We start from the raw sequence: 18,681 nt of genomic DNA on the forward strand, positions 1-18,681 counted from the left end.
CAGCCCCGCGGGCAAGACCGTCCACCTCTACGCCATCGGCTCCGACGAGCGCGTCTACAACGCCGACGCCGACTACAACGCCGGCAAGTGGAGCCCCTTCAACCAGATCCGCAACGGCCAGGACAACCTCGGCGGCTGGAAGCACATCAGCGCCACCCCCGGCGCCTAGGACACAGCGATCACGAACCCGTGACAGTGACGGCCTCCGTACGGTGAGAGAGGTGCATCCTCACCGCACGGAGGCCTTCGTCCGCTGCCGTGAGCCCGTCGGCTTGGACGGCCCACCACCTGGAGTTGCCATGAAACGCTTCGCGACCCTCGCACTGGCCCTCGGCCTGCTGGCGGGGGCGGGGGCCACCGCCACACCGGCCGCCTCGGCGGCCCCCGCTCCGCCCGGCATCCGCGTCATGCCGCTCGGGGACTCGATCACGTACGGGCAGGGCGACTGCGCCGCCACGGGCTACCGGCTGCCCCTGTGGAACCTCGTCGCCGGCCAGTCGCGCTACTCCGTGGACGCCGTCGGCTCCCAGCGGGACGGCGCCATGGCCGACCAGGACCACGAAGGCCACCCCGGCTTCACCATCGACCAGATCAGGGCCGGCGCCGACGGCTGGCTCACCGCTGCACAACCCGACGTGGTGCTGCTGCACATCGGCATCAACGATCTCGCGCAGGGGATCGACCAAAGTCACGCCGCCGACCGTGCGACCGCGCTGGTCGACCAGATCTTCGCCGCCCGCCCGGGTGTCACCGTCATCATGCAGGGCCTCGTTCCCACCACACCCGGATGGAGCCAGCCGGGCCTGTCCCAGCCGATCGCCCAGTACAACCAGCAGCTCCGGGAACTGGAGCGGGCCGAACAGCGGGCAGGACGGCACTTCCGGTTCGTCGACGCCCCCGAACTGACCCCCGCCGGCCAGGCGGACGACGCCCACCCCGCGCAGATGGCGGACGGCCTGCACCCGAACGTCCTCGGCTACGCCCGGATTGCGCAGAACTACTTCACTCCGCTGGACCAGGCCTACAGTGCCGGCTGGATCACCGGCCGCTCACCGCAGCCGGTCGCGCCGAAGGCACCCCACACGGCCCGCCTGGTGGCCCTCAAGCCGGACGGCCGGGTGCAGAACGCCGAGGGCGACTTCACGGCCGGCATGTGGAGCGGCTGGAGCGACATGGGGGCAAGCGGGGTCAAGGAAGTCACGAGCGCCGCGACCGGCTCCGTGAACCGCATCTTCGCCATCGGGGACGGCAACAAGATCTACGAGAACGACGGCGACTACGCCACCGGAAAGTGGTCGGGCTGGTTCCCGCTGGCGAACAGTCCGACGGCCACCGCCGTCACCGCCTCCTCCTGCGGCAACACCGTGCACCTAGCCGTCATCGGGACCGACGGACGCCTCAAGAACTCGGACGGGGACTTCACCGCCGGACGCTGGAACGAGTGGACCGACCACGGCGGCACCAACCTGAAACGCCTGACCAGCACCACCACGCCACTCAACGTCAACCGGATCTACGTCGTCGACGGCAACAACAGGATCCAGGAGATCGACGGAGACTACGGCGCCGGGCGGTGGAGCGGCTGGTCCGCTGCCGGGCCGGACGCCGGATTCACCGCGGTGGACGTCACGGCCTCGACCACCGACGGCGCCGTCCATCTGGGTGCCATCGGCCAGGACGGCAACTGGTACAACGCCGAGGGCGACTACACCCGCGGAACCTGGTCTCGGTGGACCGGCATGGGCGGCAGCGGTCTCAAGCGCATCGCCAGCGCGACGGCGAACAACGTCAACCACGTCTTCGCCGTCGACAGCGGCAATCGCCTCGTCGAACGCGACGGCGACTACACCACCGGCACCTGGACCAACTGGGCCGAACCCGCGGGCGGCACCGCCGCAACGGGGGTCACGGTCTCCTTCACCCACTGACGCGACCGGCCCCGTACCCGCTCAGGGATCGGTCTGCTCCCTGAGCGGGTACTGCGCCACCTGTCGTCAGGCCTTGGGGGCCACCTTCGAGAGGCCGTTGATGATGCGGTCCATCGCGTCGCCGCCCGCCGGGTCGGTCAGGTTGGCGAGCATCTTCAGCGTGAACCTCATCAGCACCGGGTGCGTCAGGCCGCGCTGGGTGGCGACCTTCATGACCTTCGGGTTGCCGATCAGCTTCACGAAGGCGCGGCCGAGCGTGTAGTAGCCGCCGTACGTCTCCTTGAGCACCTTCGGGTAGCTGTGCAGCGTCAGTTCGCGCAGCGCGGGGGTGGCGCGGGAGTGCGCCTGGACGATGACGTCGGCGGCGATCTGGCCCGACTCCATCGCGTAGGCGATGCCCTCGCCGTTGAACGGATTGACGAGCCCGCCCGCGTCACCGACCAGCAGCAGGCCCTTGGTGTAGTGCGGCTGCCGGTTGAAGGCCATCGGCAGGGCCGCGCCGCGGATCGGCTGCGTCATGTTCTCGGGGGTGTAGCCCCAGTCCTCCGGCATGGACGCGCACCAGGCCTTGAGGACCTCGCGCCAGTCCAGCTCCTTGAAGGCGGAGGAGGAGTTGAGGATGCCGAGGCCGACGTTGGACGTGCCGTCGCCCATGCCGAAGATCCAGCCGTAGCCGGGCAGCAGCCGGTCCTGCGGACCGCGCCGGTCCCACAGCTCCAGCCAGGACTCGAGGTAGTCGTCGTCGTGCCGGGGCGAGGTGAAGTACGTACGGACCGCGACGCCCATCGGGCGGTCCTCGCGCCGGTGCAGGCCCATCGCCAGGGAGAGGCGGGAGGAGTTGCCGTCGGCGGCCACGACGAGCGGGGCGCTGAAGGTGACCGGCGTCTTCTCCTCGCCCAGCTTCGCCTGCACGCCGGTGATGTGGCCGGTGCGCGGGTCGCGGACCGGCTCGCCGACGTTGCAGCGCTCGTACAGGCGGGCGCCGGCCTTCTGGGCCTGGCGGGCCAGCGTCTCGTCGAAGTCGTCGCGCTTGCGGACGAGTCCGTAGTCCGGGAAGGAGGCGAGTTCGGGCCAGTCCAGCTGGAGCCGCTGGCCGCCGCCGATGATCCGCAGGCCCTTGTTGCGGAGCCAGCCGGCCTCTTCGGAGATGTCGATGCCCATCGACACCAGCTGCTTGGTGGCGCGCGGGGTGAGGCCGTCGCCGCAGACCTTCTCGCGCGGGAACGCCGTCTTCTCCAGCAGCAGGACGTCCAGTCCGGCCTTGGCGAGGTAGTAGGCGGTGGTCGAGCCGGCGGGCCCGGCTCCGACGACGATCACATCCGCGGAGTGTTCGGAGAGGGGCTCGGTCACTGCGGGGTCTCCCGAAGGCTCGATAAGGGGTGCCCAACGGCACAGGACATGTGCAGTCTATGCAGCGAGAGAGATCACGAACCCGAAGGGCTGCCCCCGATGACCACCTCGCCTGCTTCGCCCGCCTCGCTCCCCGTCGTACAGCTGCGCGTGCCCACCGATGAGGACGCGCGGGCCTGGCACGGGGTCTTCGACGACCCCGATGTCATGGAGTTCCTCGGCGGTCCCGCCGAACTGTCCCTGTACGAGGAGTTCACCGCGCGGCAGCGCATGCACGACGCCCGGTTCGGCTACTGCCTGTGGACGCTGCTGGACGCGGAGGGAGCGGTGATCGGCTTCACGGGCGCGCAGCCGTGGCCCCGCGAGGACTGGGGACCCGTCGGGGAGATCGAGATCGGCTGGCGGCTGGCCCGCTCCGCCTGGGGCCAGGGCTACGCGTACGCCGCGGCGCTGGCCACCCTCGACCGGCTCCGGGAGGCGGGGGTTCCGCACGTGGTCGCGATGATCCACGCCCGGAACGCGCGTTCGGTGGCGGTGGCGGAGCGGCTCGGCATGGACCTGGCCGAGGAGTTCGTCACCCCGGGCGGCAACCCGGGCCGCCGCTACGCACTGTCCCTCGCCCCCGAGTGACCCCCGCCGGCGCCGGGACGTGCGGGCGGCGCGTCAGAAAACGGACAGGCCCGTCAGGGTCGTGAAGCGGTCGAGGGCGGCTGCCGCTGCGACGGAGTTGCCGTGGAGGTCGAGGCCCGGGCTCCACGCGGCCAGCGTGCAGCGGCCCGGGACGACCGCCACGATCCCGCCGCCCACGCCGCTCTTGCCCGGCAGGCCGACGCGGTACGCGAACTCCCCCGCCGCGTCGTACGTCCCGCAGGTCAGCATCACCGCGTTGACCTGCTTCGCCTCGCTGCGCGTGAGGAGGCGGGAGCCGTCCGCGCGCAGCCCGTGGCGGGCCAGGAAGCGGCCGGCGCGCGCCAGGTCCGCGCAGGACATCTCGATCGAGCACTGCCAGAAGTAGTGGTCCAGCAGCGCCGGCACGGGGTTGTCGATGTTCCCGTACGAGGCCATGAAATGCGCCAGTGCGGCATTGCGGTCCCCGTGCTCCTGCTCGGAGGCCGCGACCTCCGCGTCGAAGCCGAGCTCCGGGTTCCCGCTCTCCTCCTGGAGGAACTTCAGGAGCTCGCTGCTCGCGTCGCCCGTCAGGGTCTGCAGCCGGTCGGTCACCACGAGCGCGCCCGCGTTGATGAACGGATTGCGCGGAATGCCGTTCTCGTACTCCAGCTGCACGAGGGAGTTGAACGGGTTGCCCGAAGGCTCCCGGCCGACCCGCTCCCACAGGCTGTCGCCGCCCTCGGCCAGCGCCAGGGCCAGGGCGAAGACCTTGGTGATGGACTGGGCGGAGAAGGGAACCTCCCAGTCCCCCACCCCGAAGACGTTGCCGTCGAGGTCGGCTACGGCCATCCCGAACTGCCCGGGATCCACGGACGCGAGCGCCGGGATGTACTCGGCCGGCGTGCCGCTGCCCACCAACGGGGCGACGTCCGCCGCGATCTGCTCCAGGAGGGCCTGGTAGTCCACGCTTCCTACGCCTTGAAACCGCGGTGCAGCGCGACGATCCCGCCGCTCAGGTTGCGCCAGGCGACCTTGGACCAGCCGGCCTTCTGCAGCAGAGCGGCCAGCGCCGGCTGGTCCGGCCACGCGCGGATCGACTCGGCGAGGTACACGTACGCGTCGGGGTTGGAGGACACGGCGCGGGCCACCGGCGGCAGGGCGCGCATCAGGTACTCCACGTACACCGTGCGGAAAGGCGCCCACGTCGGCTGCGAGAACTCGCAGATCACGACCTGGCCGCCGGGCTTGGTCACCCGGTACAGCTCGCGCAGCGCGGCGTCGGTGTCCTGCACGTTGCGCAGCCCGAAGGAGATCGTCACGGTGTCGAAGACGTCGTCCTTGAACGGCAGCTTCGTCGCGTCGCCCGCGGTCAGCGGCAGCCAGGCGTGGCGCTTCTTGCCCTCGCGGAGCATGCCGAGGGAGAAGTCGCAGGGGACGACGTAGGCGCCGGTCGCGGCGAACGGCAGCGAGGAGGTCGCGGTTCCGGCGGCCAGGTCCAGCACCTTGTGCCCGGGGCGCGCACCGACCGCCTTGGCGACCTCCTTGCGCCACAGGCGGGCCTGCCCGAGGGAGAGGACGTCGTTGGTGAGATCGTAGTTCGCCGCCACACCGTCGAACATGGAGGCGACTTCGTGCGGCTGCTTGTCCAGGGAAGCGCGGGTCACTGGCGTTGGCCCCTCAGGTGCGGTGCGGTGCGGGTGGGCTGATACCGGGCCATTCTCGCAGGCGCTCCCACGCCCCACCGCCGGGGGCACAACTGGCCCGAAGGACAGTTACGCGGAGCCCGCGGGTCCGCGTTGACTGGCGGGTACGGCCCGACAAGGCCTAACGAAACACGACATACACCAGCATTTTCACGAACACGTTCGTGAAGATCACGAAGATGTTGCCGAACAAAGGGTTCACGATGCCGGCAGGCCATTCCACCGGTCGAGGCTCCGCCCTCGGCCCGCGCGCCCGGCGCCGGGCCGAGCGGCGCAGGCGGCTGCGTCGTACGGTCCTCGGCTCGGCCGTGGTGGTCGCCGTCTCGGCGACCGCGTACGCGATCGTGCCGCTGGACGACGCCGCCTCCGTCTCCGACAGCGTGGCCGCGCCGGCTGCCGCACCGCCCGACCAGGATCCCGCCGCCGTTCCGTCCCCGTCGACCTCGTCCGGCTCGCCCGCGCCCGGACAGCACGCCGCCGCCTCGCCGAACCCGAGCCCCGCTTCGCCGAAGCCGGGCGGCGGAAGCTCGGCCTCCGCCCCGGTACCGCAGTCCGGCCCGGGAGTGTTCGCGGCCTCCTCCCGCTCGGGGCAGCCGCAGGGCAAGGGGCGCGCCCGCCGCTGGCGGATCGAGGTCGAGGAGGGCAGCGGGGTCGACCCCAACGCCGCCGCCCAGTCGGTCGAGGCGATCCTCGGGGACCCGCGCGGCTGGATCCAGGACCCGGCGTACGGCTTCCAGCTCGTCGGGGCCGGCCAGCCGGTGGACTTCACGGTGAAGATCGCGACGCCCACGACCACCGACCGGCTGTGCGAGGTGGTCACCCCCGAGCTCGTCGGCGAGACGAACTGCCGGGCCGGCCACACCGTCGTGGTGAACCTCAAGCGCTGGCAGGAAGGGTCTCCGCAGTTCAAGGGCCCCGTGGAGGAGTACCGGGCGCTGATCGTCAACCACGAGGTGGGCCACGAGATAGGCCGCGACCACGAGACCTGCCCGGGCCCCGGCAAGCCCGCTCCGGCGATGATGCAGCAGATCAAGGGGCTGCTCGGCTGCCAGGCCAACGCCTGGCCGTTCGACGGGAAGGGAACCTACCTGTCCGGCCCGAACGTCCCTTAGGACACAGGCAGAGCCGATGAGTTGACCACAGGGGCATCGGCCGGGGGCGAGGAGTGGAAACCGTGCGCGTCGTCAGCTTCAGCGTCCCGACCTGGTTTCCGCCCCGGACCGGGGAGGAGGTGCGGCGGGAGGTCCAGCTCACCGAGCAGGAGTCGGCCGTGTTCCTGTGCCTGGCGACCGGCGCCTCCAACGCGGAACTCGCCGGCGAGCTGCAACTGTCCGTCAGCACCGTCAAGTTCCACGTCCACAACATACGGGCGAAACTGGGCGGAATCAGTCGCCTCCAGGCCTGCCTCCTGGCCGCCCTGGCCCGCGACGGCGTCAGAACGTAGCGCGGCCACCGCGACCGGAGCCCCCTAGCGGCGGCGGTGGAGGAGGCGGCCGGCGATGACGGTGGCCACGCAGGTGGTGGCGCCCTGGTCCAGCAGCGCCTCGGCGTCAGGGGCCGCGAACACCGCGAAACGGGCCGGGGCGCCCGCTTCCAGGACGCCGAAGAAGGCCTGCTCGGCCGTGTCCCGGCCGGCGAACGGGTCCAGCGACGGCGGGTCCGAGGACACCGCCGCCGGCGGGAGCAGCGTCAGCCCCGAGCGGACCACCGCCGTGCGCACCGCCGGGATCGTGAGCCGCCCGGCCACCGCCACCACCCCGCGGGCCAGCAGCTTCTGCGTGGCCCGGCGGGCACTGTTGCCCCGGCGGGACTCGGTCAGCTTCAGGGAGTCGAGCGCCTCGGCGCCGATGATCGGGTCGGCGCCGAGCTCGGTGACCTCGTACGGGTCGTCCGGGTAGTACGTGCGCTCCAGCAGCACGTCCGCCCCGCGGACGAGCAGCCCCGGGGTCAGCACCCCGGGCCAGCGCCGCACCCGCGCGTGCGGGAACTGCGCGGCGAGCTCCTCGTACGCGCCGACGCGGGCGATCAGGTCGCCGTCGACGAGGACCGCGCCGCCGGGCAGCGCGGCGGAACCCGCCCCCGGGACGAGGAGTTCGGCGGTGTGGAGGGTCAGCACGGGCGCGTGGGTTCCGTCGTCAGTCCGTCGTCAGATCGTCGGGGCGTTCAGTTCGTCGAGATGAGCTTCAGCTCGGGGTGCGCCGTGCCGCCCTCGATCGCGGTGGACGAGATGTGCGAGACCACGCGGTCGTCGACCGGGTCGTTCGCCGGGTCGTCGTGCACGAGCAGGTGCTCGTACGTCGTCGCGCGCTGTGCGGGGACGCGACCCGCCTTGCGGATCAGGTCGATGATCTCCTGGCGGTTGGAGCGGTGCTTGGCTCCGGCCGAGGAGACCACGTTCTCCTCGAGCATGATCGAGCCGAGGTCGTCCGCGCCGTAGTGCAGCGAGAGCTGGCCCGCCTCCTTGCCCACGGTGAGCCAGGAGCCCTGGATGTGGGCGACGTTGTCGAGGAAGAGCCGCGCGATCGCGATCATGCGCAGGTACTCGAAGACCGTCGCCTGGGTCCGGCCCTTGAGGTGGTTGTTCTCGGGCTGGTACGTGTACGGGATGAACGCGCGGAAGCCGCCCGTCCGGTCCTGCGTGTCACGGATCATCGCGATGTGCTCGATGCGCTCGGCGTTGGTCTCGCCGGTGCCCATCAGCATGGTGGAGGTGGACTCCACGCCCAGCTGGTGGGCGATCTCCATGATCTCCAGCCACCGCTCGCCGGACTCCTTGAGCGGGGCGATCGCCATGCGCGGCCGCTCCGGCAGGAGTTCGGCGCCGGCGCCCGCGAACGAGTCGAGGCCGGCCGCGTGGATGCGGCGGATGGCCTCCTCGGCGGAGACGCCGGAGATACGGGCCATGTGGTCGACCTCGGACGCGCCGAGGGAGTGGATGACCAGCTGCGGGAACGCCTTCTTGATGGCGGAGAAGTGCTCCTCGTAGTACTCCACGCCGTAGTCCGGGTGGTGTCCGCCCTGGAACATGATCTGCGTGCCGCCGAGCTCCACGGTCTCCGCGCAGCGGCGCAGGATGTCGTCGAGGTCGCGGGACCAGCCCTTCTTGGTGTCCTTCGGGGCCGCGTAGAAGGCGCAGAACTTGCACGCCGTGACGCACACGTTGGTGTAGTTGATGTTGCGCTCGATGATGTACGTCGCGATGTGCTCGGTGCCGGCGTAGCGGCGGCGGCGCACCGCGTCGGCCGCCTGGCCGAGCGCGTGCAGCGGGGCGTGCCGGTAGAGGTCGAGCGCCTCTTCCTTGGTGATCCGGCCCCCTGCGGCGGCGCGGTCGAGGACAGACTGGAGAGCGGCCTGGTCGGTCACCGGTGCGTCACCTTTCGGCGGTGTGTCAAGGCGGTGTCAAGAGGTACGGACCGATCCAGCCTACGCCAGGGGCCGCCCGCGGGTTTCAGGGGCTACGGGTCAGGTCGCCTTCGGGGTTTCCGGCCGGGCCGTCGCCCGACTTGTAGTGGAGCGTCCCGTTGGTGTTGAGGGTGAAGCGCTCGTCGGCGGACCCGTTGGAGCAGATGCCGGGTGCCGGGTTGGGGCCGCCCGCGGTGTCCAGGACGAGGGAGCGGTCGGTGGCGGAGGCGAGCTTCCAGTCGCCGCTGCAGTCGGTGCCGAGGATCGGGAGGACCGACTTGTCCCGGGCGACGACCTCGCCCACCTTGCCGCCCTTGATGGTGATCTCGAACTCGCTGGAGACGCCGGCGCGGGCGGTGGTGACCGTCCCCTTCCAGGTACCGGTGAGTTCCTTGGGGACGTCGCCCCGGGTGCCCTGGGACGGAGCCGAACTGTTCGCTCCGCTCGGGGTCGGGGCGTCCTTCGACGCCGCGGGGGGCGTGGCGGCGGCGTCGCCGGAAGCGTGCTCGCCCTTCTCGCCGCCCGTGCCCGGCAGCAGCCCGAGCCCGTACAGCCCGCCGCCCGACAGCACGGCCAGTACGGCCGTCGCCGCGAGGACCAGCGAGCAGCTGAACCGCCGCCCGGCCGCGCTGAAGGTGACCTGGCGCGCCTGGCCGGAGGCGGTCCGCGGCTGCGGCACACCGCCGCCGGCGGTCTCGGTGGGACTCCCGTGGGCGGCGCCCGGCGGCGGTCCGTAGGGGCCGTTGACTCCGCCCGCGGGCGGACCGTAGGGGCCGTACGAGCTGCCCGCCGAGCCGGCGCCGGACACGGCCGCGCTCCCGTACGAGGGGTCCGGCGCCCCGAAACCGACCGCCGGCCCCCCGTACGAGGAGGCTGTGAACGGCACCGGCCCCGAAGCGGATTCGGCGACGGGCACCGGGGCTGCCTCCGCGGCGGGACCGGCCGGTGCGGCCTCCAGGTCGAGCAGGGCCACCGCCGCGCGGCTGGCCTCCTCCACCAGGGGCGCGGGCAGCCACCCGGGGGCGCGCAGGGAGCCTGCGAGCGCCTCCGCAATCGCCTCCGGCGCCGGCCGGTCGGCGGCCGCCTTGGCCAGGCAGGCGGCGATCAGCTCGCGCAGCCCGCCGGCCGGGACCGCGTCGAGGTCCGGCGGTTCGTGGACCACCTTGTAGAGCAGGGTCGCCGAGTTGTCCCCGGTGAACGGCGGATGCCCGGTCGCCGCGAAAGCCAGCACGGCGCCGAGCGAGAACACGTCGGCCGCCCCCGTGATCCCCTTGCCGAGGATCTGCTCGGGGGACATGTAGCCCGGCGAGCCGATGGAGACGCCGGTGGAGGTGAGCGAGGCCGTGCCGTCCGTGGCGCGGGCGATCCCGAAGTCGATCAGCCGGGGGCCGTCGAGGGTCAGCATCACGTTCGACGGCTTCACGTCCCGGTGGACGAGCCCCAACCCGTGGACGGCCACCAGGGCGCGGGCCAGGCCCTCGCCGACGGCCCGTACGGAGGCCTCCGGAAGGGGCCCGTGCGAGGCCAGCGCGCCGCCCAGGGAGGGGCCCGCCACGTACCCGGTGGCCACCCACGGGACCCGCGCCTCCGGGTCGGCGTCCAGTACGGGCGCGGTCCACTCACCGCCTACCCGCCGGGCCGCCTCCACCTCGCGGCGGAACCGGGCGCGGAACTCCTCGTCGGAGGCGAAGTGCGGGTGCACGATCTTGACGGCCACCGTCCGGCCGCCCGTACTGCGCCCCAGATAGACCCGCCCCATGCCACCCGAGCCGAGCCGGCCGAGCAGCCGGTAGGCACCGATGGTCCGCGGTTCGCCCGCTTCGAGCGGCTGCATCGCGTCCCCCTCCCCCGTGGTTGTGCCGAACGCCATGCAGCACCTTATGGGGTGTCATCCCCCTCGGGACGGGCTCGCACTCAGGTCGGCGCGACGGGCATCGCCCCTTCGGGTGCGGGGGCGGTCGGCCCTCCGGGCTCGAACCCGGCGAGCATCTGCTCGAGGGCCTGCTGGTCGGGGCCTACGAACGGGTCGATGCCCGCCGCGAGGCTCACCGTCTCGACCATCCGCCCGGTGATCCCGGCGGCGGGCGGCAGGTGCGTGGAGACCACGATCTCCGGGTCCATCTCCCGCAGTGGCGCCACCGAGGCGAGGTAGCGGTCGCGGTCCACGACGTGCACCCACGGGCTGTCCACCGAGGCCCACAGCAGCTGCGCCGCCCGCAGGTCCTCGGCTGCGACGGCCCCGGCGTCGCCGCTGTCGGCGCTCTCCGCGTCCGGCATGGGCGCACCGAAGCAGTCGGAGCTGAAGCAGGCACGCGAGCGGTCGTCGTAGAAGCCGACGGTCGCCGGGTTGTCGAAGAGCGGCGGCCGGAAGGCGGCGAGCGAGCGGTCCCCGACGTCCAGGGACTGCCCGGGGTTGAGCAGGAAGATCCGGTCCATGGGCAGCGGCCGCTCGCACGACATGATCCCGGCGGCCAGGAAGGTGGTCACGAGCTTCGCCTTCGGGGCCGCCTCCAGCAGGGCGAAGATCCCGCCGGTGTGGTCCCGGTCGGGGTGGGTCAGCCAGATCCACCGGACGTCGGCGGGGTCGACGGCCGCGCCCAGCACCTCGAGGAAGTCACGGTCGGGCAGACCGAGCCCGGTGTCGACGACGACGGGTTCCCGGGCGTGCAGGACGTACGCGTTGACCGGGAGGAAGCCGATCCCGGGCACTTCGATGCTGTCTCCGAGGACCGTGATGTCCGGGGCGACCTTGCGATTGGTCATGGTGCACTCCCATGGCCCCCTGGCATGAGAACGAACGCGGCCGCGCGAGGAGCTGGCGCCCCTCTCTTCTTCTCTCCATGGTGTCCCGCGCGGCGCGGCCCCGCACGTGCGCGGGCGCCCCGCGGACCGGGTCCCGCGCGTCGGGGTCCGCGCATTCCGGCGGGGCGGACGGGAAGCGGACAGAAAAGCGAAAAGAGGGGGAATTCCCGGGAAACGGCATATCCCCTACCGGAACCCGGGCTACCGCCCGGTAATTCGATCAGGAGAACGGGCCGGAAGTGATCAGAGGTGGGCGCCGGCCCCGCTCAGCAGCTCCACCGCGACATCCGCGGGATAGCCCGTGGTCGGTCCCGTACGACGGGCGAATTCCCTTACACCGGCCAACTGTTCGGGTCCGAAGCGGAAGTCCAGCGTCGTGAAGTACCGCTGGAGCAGATCGGCGTCGAAGGCCTCCCAGCGGGCCGCCTGCTCGGCGACCTTGGCGACCTCCTCCAGGGAGAGGTCGCGGGAGTCGAGGAAGGCCTCGTGGACCTTGCGCACGACGACCGGCTCACGGGCGAGGTAGTCCTTGCGGGCGGCCCAGACGGCGAACACGAACGGCAGTCCGGTCCACTCCTTCCACATCAGCCCCAGGTCGTGCACGTCGAGGCCGAGCCGGGGCGCATCGTGCAGCGAGGCGCGCAGCGCGGCGTCGCCGATCAGCACGGCCGCGTCGGCCTCCTGCATCATCAGGCCCAGGTCGGGCGGGCAGGTGTAGTAGTCCGGCTGGACCCCGTACCGCTCGGAAAGCAGCAGCTGGGCGAGGCGTACGGACGTACGGGAGGTCGAGCCGAGGGCGACCCGGGCTCCGTCCAGCTGCTCCAGCGGCACCTGCGAAACGATCACACAGGACATGACCGGGCCGTCGCAGCCGACCGCCAGATCGGGGAACGCGACGAGCTGGTCGGCGTTGCGGAGGAACTCCACGAGGGTGATCGGACCCATGTCCAGGTCCCCCTGGACGAGCCGCTCGCTGAGCTTCTCGGGGGTGTCCTTGGTCAGCTCCAGGTCCAGCAGCGTGCCGGTTCTGGCCAGTCCCCAGTAGAGGGGAAGGCAGTTCAGGAACTGAATGTGGCCGACACGGGGCCGGCTTCGATAGACGTCCACATCGCGAGACTAGCCCCCGGGTCTCCGTCAGCCTTCGGGCGGGCCTCAAACGTCCGGGTGACGTGATCTTTCCCTCTGGTCTCCGCCACAGGGTGCGTGCTAGGCTCGTCGCAAGTTGCAGTTTGGTTTCCCTTGCAGTACGAGGCCTGCGGAGAATGTGACCCGCAGGCTTTTGTAGTTTTCAGACTTCTTAGCAGGTTCTGGAGCAGGGCGACCCTTTGGCCCATAGGAGGGCTCATGGCTACCGGAACCGTGAAGTGGTTCAACGCTGAAAAGGGCTTCGGCTTCATCGCCCAGGACGGCGGCGGCCCGGATGTCTTCGTCCACTACTCCGCGATCAACGCCTCTGGCTTCCGCTCCCTCGAGGAGAACCAGATGGTGAACTTCGACGTCACGCAGGGTCCGAAGGGCCCGCAGGCGGAGAACGTCACCCCGGCCTAGTCGCCTGGGCCAACCTAATCGCGGTTGGATAGCAGTACCCAAGGAGCCCTGCCTCCTCCGTTCCGACGGAGGTCGCGGGGCTCCTGCCTTTGTTTGAACGCCACAGCCCTCCCGGGTGGGGGCGGGGCGAACACGACCGCCCCTGGTCACCGTTGGACGGTGACCAGGGGCGGTCGGCGTGTGCGGCGGGCCCGCGAGCCCGGACTCCGGAACGCGGGCCCGGGGCCTGGCGCGTTACGGCTTGGCGGCCGGCGTCACCGGAGGCGTCGCCGGGGGCGTCGTCGGAGGCGTCGTCGTCGGGGCCGCCGTGACCTTCAGGTCCAGGATCAGGACCACGTTGTCCCTCGTGATCAGGCGGAGGTGGTACGTGCCCGGGGCGACGTCCGTGGTGAACAGCTCCGGCAGCACGATCTTGCCGTCCGCGCCGGTCGGGTCCAGCAGCAGGCTGGTCAGCTTCGCGCCGTCCTTGTCCTTGAACCACGGCCCCTTGGCCTTCGCCGGGTCCACCGGCACCCACGCGCCGTCCTCGGCGCGCCTCTCGACCAGCCCGGCCGTGACCCGCGTACCCTCCACCGCCTTGTCCTGGGCGGTGGCCGTGACCTGCACGCCCGTGAAGCTGATCCCCGCCACGACCTCCAGCGGCTTCGCCGCGTCGGCGTCGGTGCGGGTCAACTTGTCCGCGACCGGGGCCGGCTTCGCCGTGACCGTGCCGGTGAAGTTCACCGTGATCTGGGCCTCGGTGTTGTAGGCCGCGACCCGCAGGGTGAACCCGCCCGCCTTGGCTCCGGCCTTCAGGCCGGGCAGGGCCGCGATGCCCTCGGCGTCGGTCTCGACCACGAGGAAGGTCTTGCCCTCGGCGCCGATGAAGCTGCCCGTGGTGTCGTCCTTGAGCTCGAACAGGACGGGCTTCGCGGCGGCCGGCTTGCCGTCGCTCAGCACCGCCTTGATCCGCGGGACCGCGGTGAACGCGGACCCGGCCTCGGCCTTGAGCTCCGCGCTGCCGAGCAGCTCCAGCTTGGCCAGGGTCGGGGTGGGCTTCTGCGGCTCGGCCGGCTTCGACGGCGTGGGCGTCGGGGTCGGGGTCGGCGTGGGCTTCGGCGTCTGCGTGCTCGGAGTCCTCGGCTTCGTCTGCGACGGCGTGGGCAGCGTCGTCACGGGCGGCGTCGGGTAGTTGCCGACGGGCGGGTTCGGCACGCCGGCGGCACCGTTCTGGTACTGGTGCATGTACCCGACCACGGTGTTCACGTACTCGCGGGAGTTGTTGTAGCTGAGGATCGCGCGGTCGAGCTGCGCCGCGTCCGAGAGGTTCCGGTCGCCCGCGCACAGGTAGAGGCCCGCGCCCAGCGCCGCGTCGTAGATGTTGTTCGGGTCGCGCTTGGAGTCGCCGTTGCCGTCGGCGCCCCACGTGGCCCAGGTCGAGGGGATGAACTGCATCGGGCCGACGGCGCGGTCGTAGACGGCGTCCCCGTCGAACTCGCCCTTGTCGGTGTCCCTGATCTCGGCGAAACCGTTGCCGTCGAGGCGCGGGCCGCGGATCGGCCTCTCGGTGTAGCCGTCCGCCTTGAGCCCGTAGCCCGAGGCGTGCACGGACTCGACCCGCCCTATGCCGGCGACCAGCTGCCAGGGCAGCTTGCAGTTGGGCAACGCGGCGGCCACCGAGACCTCGGCGCGCCGGTACGCGTCCAGGGCGGTCGCGGGTATGCCGCTGGCCCCCTCCCCTGCGCCGGCACCCGCGGTGGGCGGTACGGCCGGGTCGGCGAGCGGGTCGGGCAGGTCGAGGCGGGCGTCGCCGCGGTCGGTGGCCTGGGGGCTGTCCGGGGTGGGCTCGGACTCGCCCGCGTCTGCGGTGGGCGTGTTGGTCACCACGGCGGCGGTCGTCAGGCTGGCCGCGAGCGCGGCCGTGCACAGGACCTTGCGCGAGGTGTTGACGAGGTGACGGTGAAGCGGCTTCACAGTGCGGCGATCCCCCCAAGGCGGCCGACAAAGGTATACGGCGGGTCGAGCCGTGGATATCCACTGTCTATCAGGTATTCGGACACGACTCGCCGCCACCCCGGCAGATGTGACACACCATTCGTCTCGGCTTCACCGGGTCCTCACGGCCGAACGAACAAAGGATCCAAGGCCGCGCCGAGAAAACCACAATACCTGCCGGTTTGACGGTTCTTGGCTCGTGAGCGCGCGGCACCGTACGAGCAGGAAACGATCCGGAGCACGCGGCCGGACTCGGCTAGATTCGGCGTCCATGACTGCTGAGGCGCACGAGATGACCTTCCGCCGGCGGGCCGAGCGCATGCGGACCGTGGGTGTCTTCCTGTTCATCGCGACGGGCGGCATCTGGCTCTGGCTCGCCTACCAGTTGTTCGCCCCCTTCAGCCTCGGCCACGGATCGAGCAGCAGCAGGACGTGCGCCTCCCGCGTCTTCTACGACGAGGGCGACTCCGGGAAGCGCAGCTACGCCGACGCCGAGGGCGACCGCTGCGCGGCCGCACGGGACTCGGCCGACCTGCTCGGCATGCTCGTGGTCTCCCTCCCGCTCGCGGCCGTCGGCCTCTTCCAGTACACCTCGGGCACCGTCAGCCTGGCCATGCGCCGCCACACCGAGGAACTGGCCGTGCTCCAGGCCCTGCCCAAGCGCTGAGTCACCGGCTCGCCGCGTGCGTGTGCACGCGCAGCAGAAGAGCCTGCAGGGTGGCCCGTTCGGCCTCGTCGAGAGGGGCCAGCAGGTCGTCGCGGACGGCGGCGACCTCCGAGGTCAGCTCGCCCAGGAGCCTGCGGCCCGGCCCGCTGATGCTCACCAGCACCCTGCGGCGGTCGGCCGTGTCGCGCTCCCGGTCGACGTGTCCGAGCCGGGCGAGTCCGTCGAGCACCTTGACCACGTCGCTCGCGTGCAGCTCGAGCCGCTCGACGAGATCGCGCTGCGGCTGCGGGCCGTGATCGGCGAGGGCGGCGAGCACGGCCATGTCCCACAGCCGCAGACCGCGCGCGGCGACCCGCTCGCCGACGAGGGCGCGGGCCTCCTTGCCCACCGTGGAGAGCAAGTAGGGGGTGAGGGCGGTCAGTCGGGGCGTCGAGGGAGCAACCATGGCCAGATTGTAGGGTGACACCAACCATTGGTGTCACCCTACTGATTGCGCGTGAACGGAGCCCCCATGGACGCCCTGCACACCCGCTTGCTCGTCGCCCGCTTCGGCGACACGTTCCGCTTCTACGACGCGCTGCTCCCCGCCCTGCTCGGCGCGACCCGCACCCGTGGCGGCGCCGAGGGCCCGTACGCCTCGTGGGACGTGGACGGCCAAGGCGTGCTCGCGCTGTTCGACCGTACGGCGATGGCGGCGGCGACGGCCGCCACGACGGCGCCGCCCGGCGCCGCCGGCCCGGTCGGCGCCGACGCCCCCGACGACCGCACGATGCTGGTCAGCCGCGTCCCGGACGTGGACGCCGCCTACGCCGCCTGCCTGGCCCACGGCGCCACCCCGGCCGGCCCGCCGGCCGACCGCCCGGAGTGGGGCCCGACCCTGCGCAGCGCCCATGTCCGCGACCCCGAGGGCAACCTGTGGGAGCTCCAGTCGTACTGAGCGTCGCACCCGGGTGCCGGGCCCCGCGCTCACTACGGTGAGGTGCCATGACCGACACCGCACCGATCCGCGTCCCCGACCTGACGGAGCGCCCCCACCGGCTGACCGTCGAGCGCGCGATGATCGCCTCCGAGCACACCCTGTACACGGCGTGGACCGAGGAGTTCGACCGCTGGTTCGCCGCGCCGGGTTCGGTGGTGATGACGGCCGAGGTGAACGCGCCGTTCTTCTTCGAGACGGAGTTCGCGAGGGAGCCGGGGGCTCCGCGGACCAGGCATCCCCACTACGGGCGCTTCCTGCGCCTGGTGCCCGACCGGCTGGTGGAGCTGACCTGGCTGACGGGCCGGGCCGGCACGGCCGGGGCCGAGACGGTGGTCACCGTCGAGCTCAGCCCCCACCCGATCGGCACACGGCTGCACCTCACCCACGCGGGCTTCTACGACGAAGCCGCCCGCGACGCCCACGAGTCGGCCTGGCACCAGGTCCTGGCGAGCCAGGACGAGGCTTTGACGGGGGCGGGGTGAGGGGGGAGGCGGGGTGAGGGCGGGGGGTAGGCGGGGGGGTAGGCGGGGTGAGGGCAGGGGCGGGTCCGGACGTGACGGGCGATCCGGGGCCGGCCGTGACGGGCGGTCCGGGGCCGGCCGTTGCGCTGGGGCGGCCTGGGGCCGGCCGTTGCACTGGCGGCCCGGACTGCGTTGCGGGGGCGGGATCCCCGAGGGCGGGGTCCGCTCATCCGGCATCAGAGGGAGTACGGGGGTTTCCCGTCAGTCCACTGTCCTTCCGTGTCGTGCCGGTCCCTCAAGGGCGCTCCTTCGTCGCGTCGCTACGCGATGGCCTTCGGCCACCCTTGACCGACCGACCCGCCCCGGAATGCCATAAGACTGCCGGGAAGCCCCCGAAGGATGGCCGGGGGGTTCACGTTCCCATAAGGGCCCATCAGAGATGCCGCCCAGGAGCCCCTGTCATCCGGAGTCCGCCCACCAGGACCACCGAGCCCGGCCAGTGACGGAGCCGCGGGGAGGGGAACGCCTCCCCCAAGGGCCCATAGGCACCCTTTCCGCACCCAGGCCGGGTCAACCTGCACCAGACAGCGACGAGATGACCATGCGGTGCCACCCGGACCGTGGACGCCCCACATCGCTACGCGCTCCGCCCGGCTTGGCGTCCGACGACCGCCTTGGGCTGGACATAAGCCGCCCACGACCGGCAGAGGCCAGCCCGGGATGCGACTGCGGGCTGTTTGTCCCGCTTTGGCGACCGGCTGAGAGGTGAATGGGCGCCTGCCGGAGTGAGAGGTTGAGAAATCCGGCATCAGGCTCCCTCTCGCCCGCTTTTCACCCCAACTGGCCTGTAGGCGCCCCAAAACCTGCCCATGGGAGGCGCCTGGGCGGCCTATGCCCAGCCCCAGACGGCCGTCGGACGCCGAGAGATGAGAAGCGCGTAGCGATCCGGGGCGTCCACGGGCCCACTCCTACCGACATGGTCATCTCATCGCTGCCTGGTGCAGGTTGACCCTGCCGGGGTGCGGAAGGGGTGCCTATGGGCCCTTCAGGGAGCCATGCCCTCCCGGGCAACCCATCCTGCTCCGCCTGGGTGGTCCTGGTGGGCTGGGTGCGGATGACAGGAGCCGCCGGTCAGCATCTCTGATCTGGGCCAATCGGAACGTGAACCCCCCGGCCATCCTTCGGGGGCTTCCCGGCAGTCTGTTGGCATTCCGGGGTGGGCCGGGCAGTCAAGGGTGGCCGCAGGCCATCGCGAAGC

18 protein-coding genes are annotated in these 18,681 nt (G+C 71.6%); 8 read left to right on the top strand and 10 right to left on the bottom strand.

The annotated features are described in order from the left end of the window. Positions 1-299: 299 nt before the first annotated feature. Positions 300-1,928, top strand: coding sequence for a GDSL-type esterase/lipase family protein (locus ACZ49B_RS37975; RefSeq protein WP_468315562.1), 1,629 nt, complete (start codon positions 300-302; stop codon positions 1,926-1,928). A 66-nt stretch (positions 1,929-1,994) separates the two neighbouring features. Here ACZ49B_RS37975 and ACZ49B_RS37980 read toward each other — a convergent pair whose 3' ends face one another. Then, positions 1,995-3,278, bottom strand: a complete 1,284-nt coding sequence (locus tag ACZ49B_RS37980; protein WP_468315565.1) for a geranylgeranyl reductase family protein — start codon at positions 3,276-3,278, stop codon at positions 1,995-1,997. A 99-nt stretch (positions 3,279-3,377) separates the two neighbouring features. Here ACZ49B_RS37980 and ACZ49B_RS37985 point away from each other — a divergent pair, with 99 nt between their 5' ends. Next, on the top strand, positions 3,378-3,908 hold the full coding sequence (locus tag ACZ49B_RS37985; protein WP_468315568.1) for a GNAT family N-acetyltransferase: 531 nt from the start codon (positions 3,378-3,380) through the stop codon (positions 3,906-3,908). Positions 3,909-3,941: 33 nt separating this feature from the next. Here the strand turns inward: ACZ49B_RS37985 and ACZ49B_RS37990 are convergent, their stop codons facing one another. Then, positions 3,942-4,853 (bottom strand): glutaminase, encoded by a 912-nt coding sequence (locus ACZ49B_RS37990; protein ID WP_468315570.1) that lies wholly within the window; start codon positions 4,851-4,853, stop codon positions 3,942-3,944. A 5-nt stretch (positions 4,854-4,858) separates the two neighbouring features. Continuing rightward, entirely contained in the window at positions 4,859-5,551 is a 693-nt protein-coding gene (locus tag ACZ49B_RS37995; protein WP_468315575.1) for a demethylmenaquinone methyltransferase, read from the bottom strand. A 242-nt stretch (positions 5,552-5,793) separates the two neighbouring features. Between ACZ49B_RS37995 and ACZ49B_RS38000 the strand changes: the two genes are divergently transcribed. Both ACZ49B_RS38000 and ACZ49B_RS38005 read left to right on the top strand, forming a co-directional pair. Beyond that, the gene (locus ACZ49B_RS38000) at positions 5,794-6,702 is read left to right on the top strand and encodes a DUF3152 domain-containing protein (RefSeq protein ID WP_468315578.1); all 909 of its coding nucleotides are present in this window, start codon (positions 5,794-5,796) and stop codon (positions 6,700-6,702) included. A gap of 62 nt (positions 6,703-6,764) precedes the next feature. Then, entirely contained in the window at positions 6,765-7,034 is a 270-nt protein-coding gene (locus ACZ49B_RS38005) for a response regulator transcription factor (protein WP_468315581.1), read from the top strand. 24 nt (positions 7,035-7,058) lie between these two features. On the opposite strand, the gene ACZ49B_RS38010 is transcribed toward ACZ49B_RS38005, so the two are convergent. The 5 genes from ACZ49B_RS38010 to ACZ49B_RS38030 all read right to left on the bottom strand — a co-directional run bounded on the left by ACZ49B_RS38010 (position 7,059) and on the right by ACZ49B_RS38030 (position 12,901). After that, entirely contained in the window at positions 7,059-7,706 is a 648-nt protein-coding gene (locus ACZ49B_RS38010) for an imidazolonepropionase-like domain-containing protein (protein ID WP_468315584.1), read from the bottom strand. A gap of 47 nt (positions 7,707-7,753) precedes the next feature. Beyond that, positions 7,754-8,953 (bottom strand): cyclic dehypoxanthinyl futalosine synthase, encoded by a 1,200-nt coding sequence (gene mqnC / locus ACZ49B_RS38015; protein ID WP_468315587.1) that lies wholly within the window; start codon positions 8,951-8,953, stop codon positions 7,754-7,756. Positions 8,954-9,038: 85 nt separating this feature from the next. Beyond that, on the bottom strand, positions 9,039-10,826 hold the full coding sequence (locus ACZ49B_RS38020) for a protein kinase domain-containing protein (protein ID WP_468315611.1): 1,788 nt from the start codon (positions 10,824-10,826) through the stop codon (positions 9,039-9,041). A gap of 80 nt (positions 10,827-10,906) precedes the next feature. Then, entirely contained in the window at positions 10,907-11,755 is an 849-nt protein-coding gene (locus tag ACZ49B_RS38025) for an MBL fold metallo-hydrolase (RefSeq protein ID WP_468315590.1), read from the bottom strand. Between the two features lie 282 nt (positions 11,756-12,037). After that, positions 12,038-12,901, bottom strand: a complete 864-nt coding sequence (locus ACZ49B_RS38030; protein ID WP_468315593.1) for a menaquinone biosynthetic enzyme MqnA/MqnD family protein — start codon at positions 12,899-12,901, stop codon at positions 12,038-12,040. A gap of 237 nt (positions 12,902-13,138) precedes the next feature. Here ACZ49B_RS38030 and ACZ49B_RS38035 point away from each other — a divergent pair, with 237 nt between their 5' ends. Beyond that, a complete protein-coding gene (locus tag ACZ49B_RS38035) occupies positions 13,139-13,342 on the top strand; it encodes a cold-shock protein (RefSeq protein WP_030162033.1) in 204 nt (67 codons plus the stop codon). Positions 13,343-13,576: 234 nt separating this feature from the next. On the opposite strand, the gene ACZ49B_RS38040 is transcribed toward ACZ49B_RS38035, so the two are convergent. Beyond that, positions 13,577-15,295 (bottom strand): lytic transglycosylase domain-containing protein, encoded by a 1,719-nt coding sequence (locus tag ACZ49B_RS38040; RefSeq protein ID WP_468315596.1) that lies wholly within the window; start codon positions 15,293-15,295, stop codon positions 13,577-13,579. A 292-nt stretch (positions 15,296-15,587) separates the two neighbouring features. On the opposite strand from ACZ49B_RS38040, the gene ACZ49B_RS38045 reads away from it, so the two are divergent. Next, positions 15,588-15,983, top strand: coding sequence for a hypothetical protein (locus ACZ49B_RS38045; protein WP_468315599.1), 396 nt, complete (start codon positions 15,588-15,590; stop codon positions 15,981-15,983). Position 15,984: 1 nt separating this feature from the next. Here the strand turns inward: ACZ49B_RS38045 and ACZ49B_RS38050 are convergent, their stop codons facing one another. Then, positions 15,985-16,428, bottom strand: a complete 444-nt coding sequence (locus tag ACZ49B_RS38050; protein ID WP_468315602.1) for a MarR family winged helix-turn-helix transcriptional regulator — start codon at positions 16,426-16,428, stop codon at positions 15,985-15,987. A gap of 51 nt (positions 16,429-16,479) precedes the next feature. On the opposite strand from ACZ49B_RS38050, the gene ACZ49B_RS38055 reads away from it, so the two are divergent. After that, the gene (locus ACZ49B_RS38055) at positions 16,480-16,920 is read left to right on the top strand and encodes a VOC family protein (protein ID WP_468315605.1); all 441 of its coding nucleotides are present in this window, start codon (positions 16,480-16,482) and stop codon (positions 16,918-16,920) included. Positions 16,921-16,967: 47 nt separating this feature from the next. After that, positions 16,968-17,444 (top strand): SRPBCC family protein, encoded by a 477-nt coding sequence (locus ACZ49B_RS38060; protein ID WP_468315608.1) that lies wholly within the window; start codon positions 16,968-16,970, stop codon positions 17,442-17,444. Positions 17,445-18,681: the final 1,237 nt, after the last annotated feature.

The organism is Streptomyces sp. NPDC031132, from assembly GCF_055570595.1.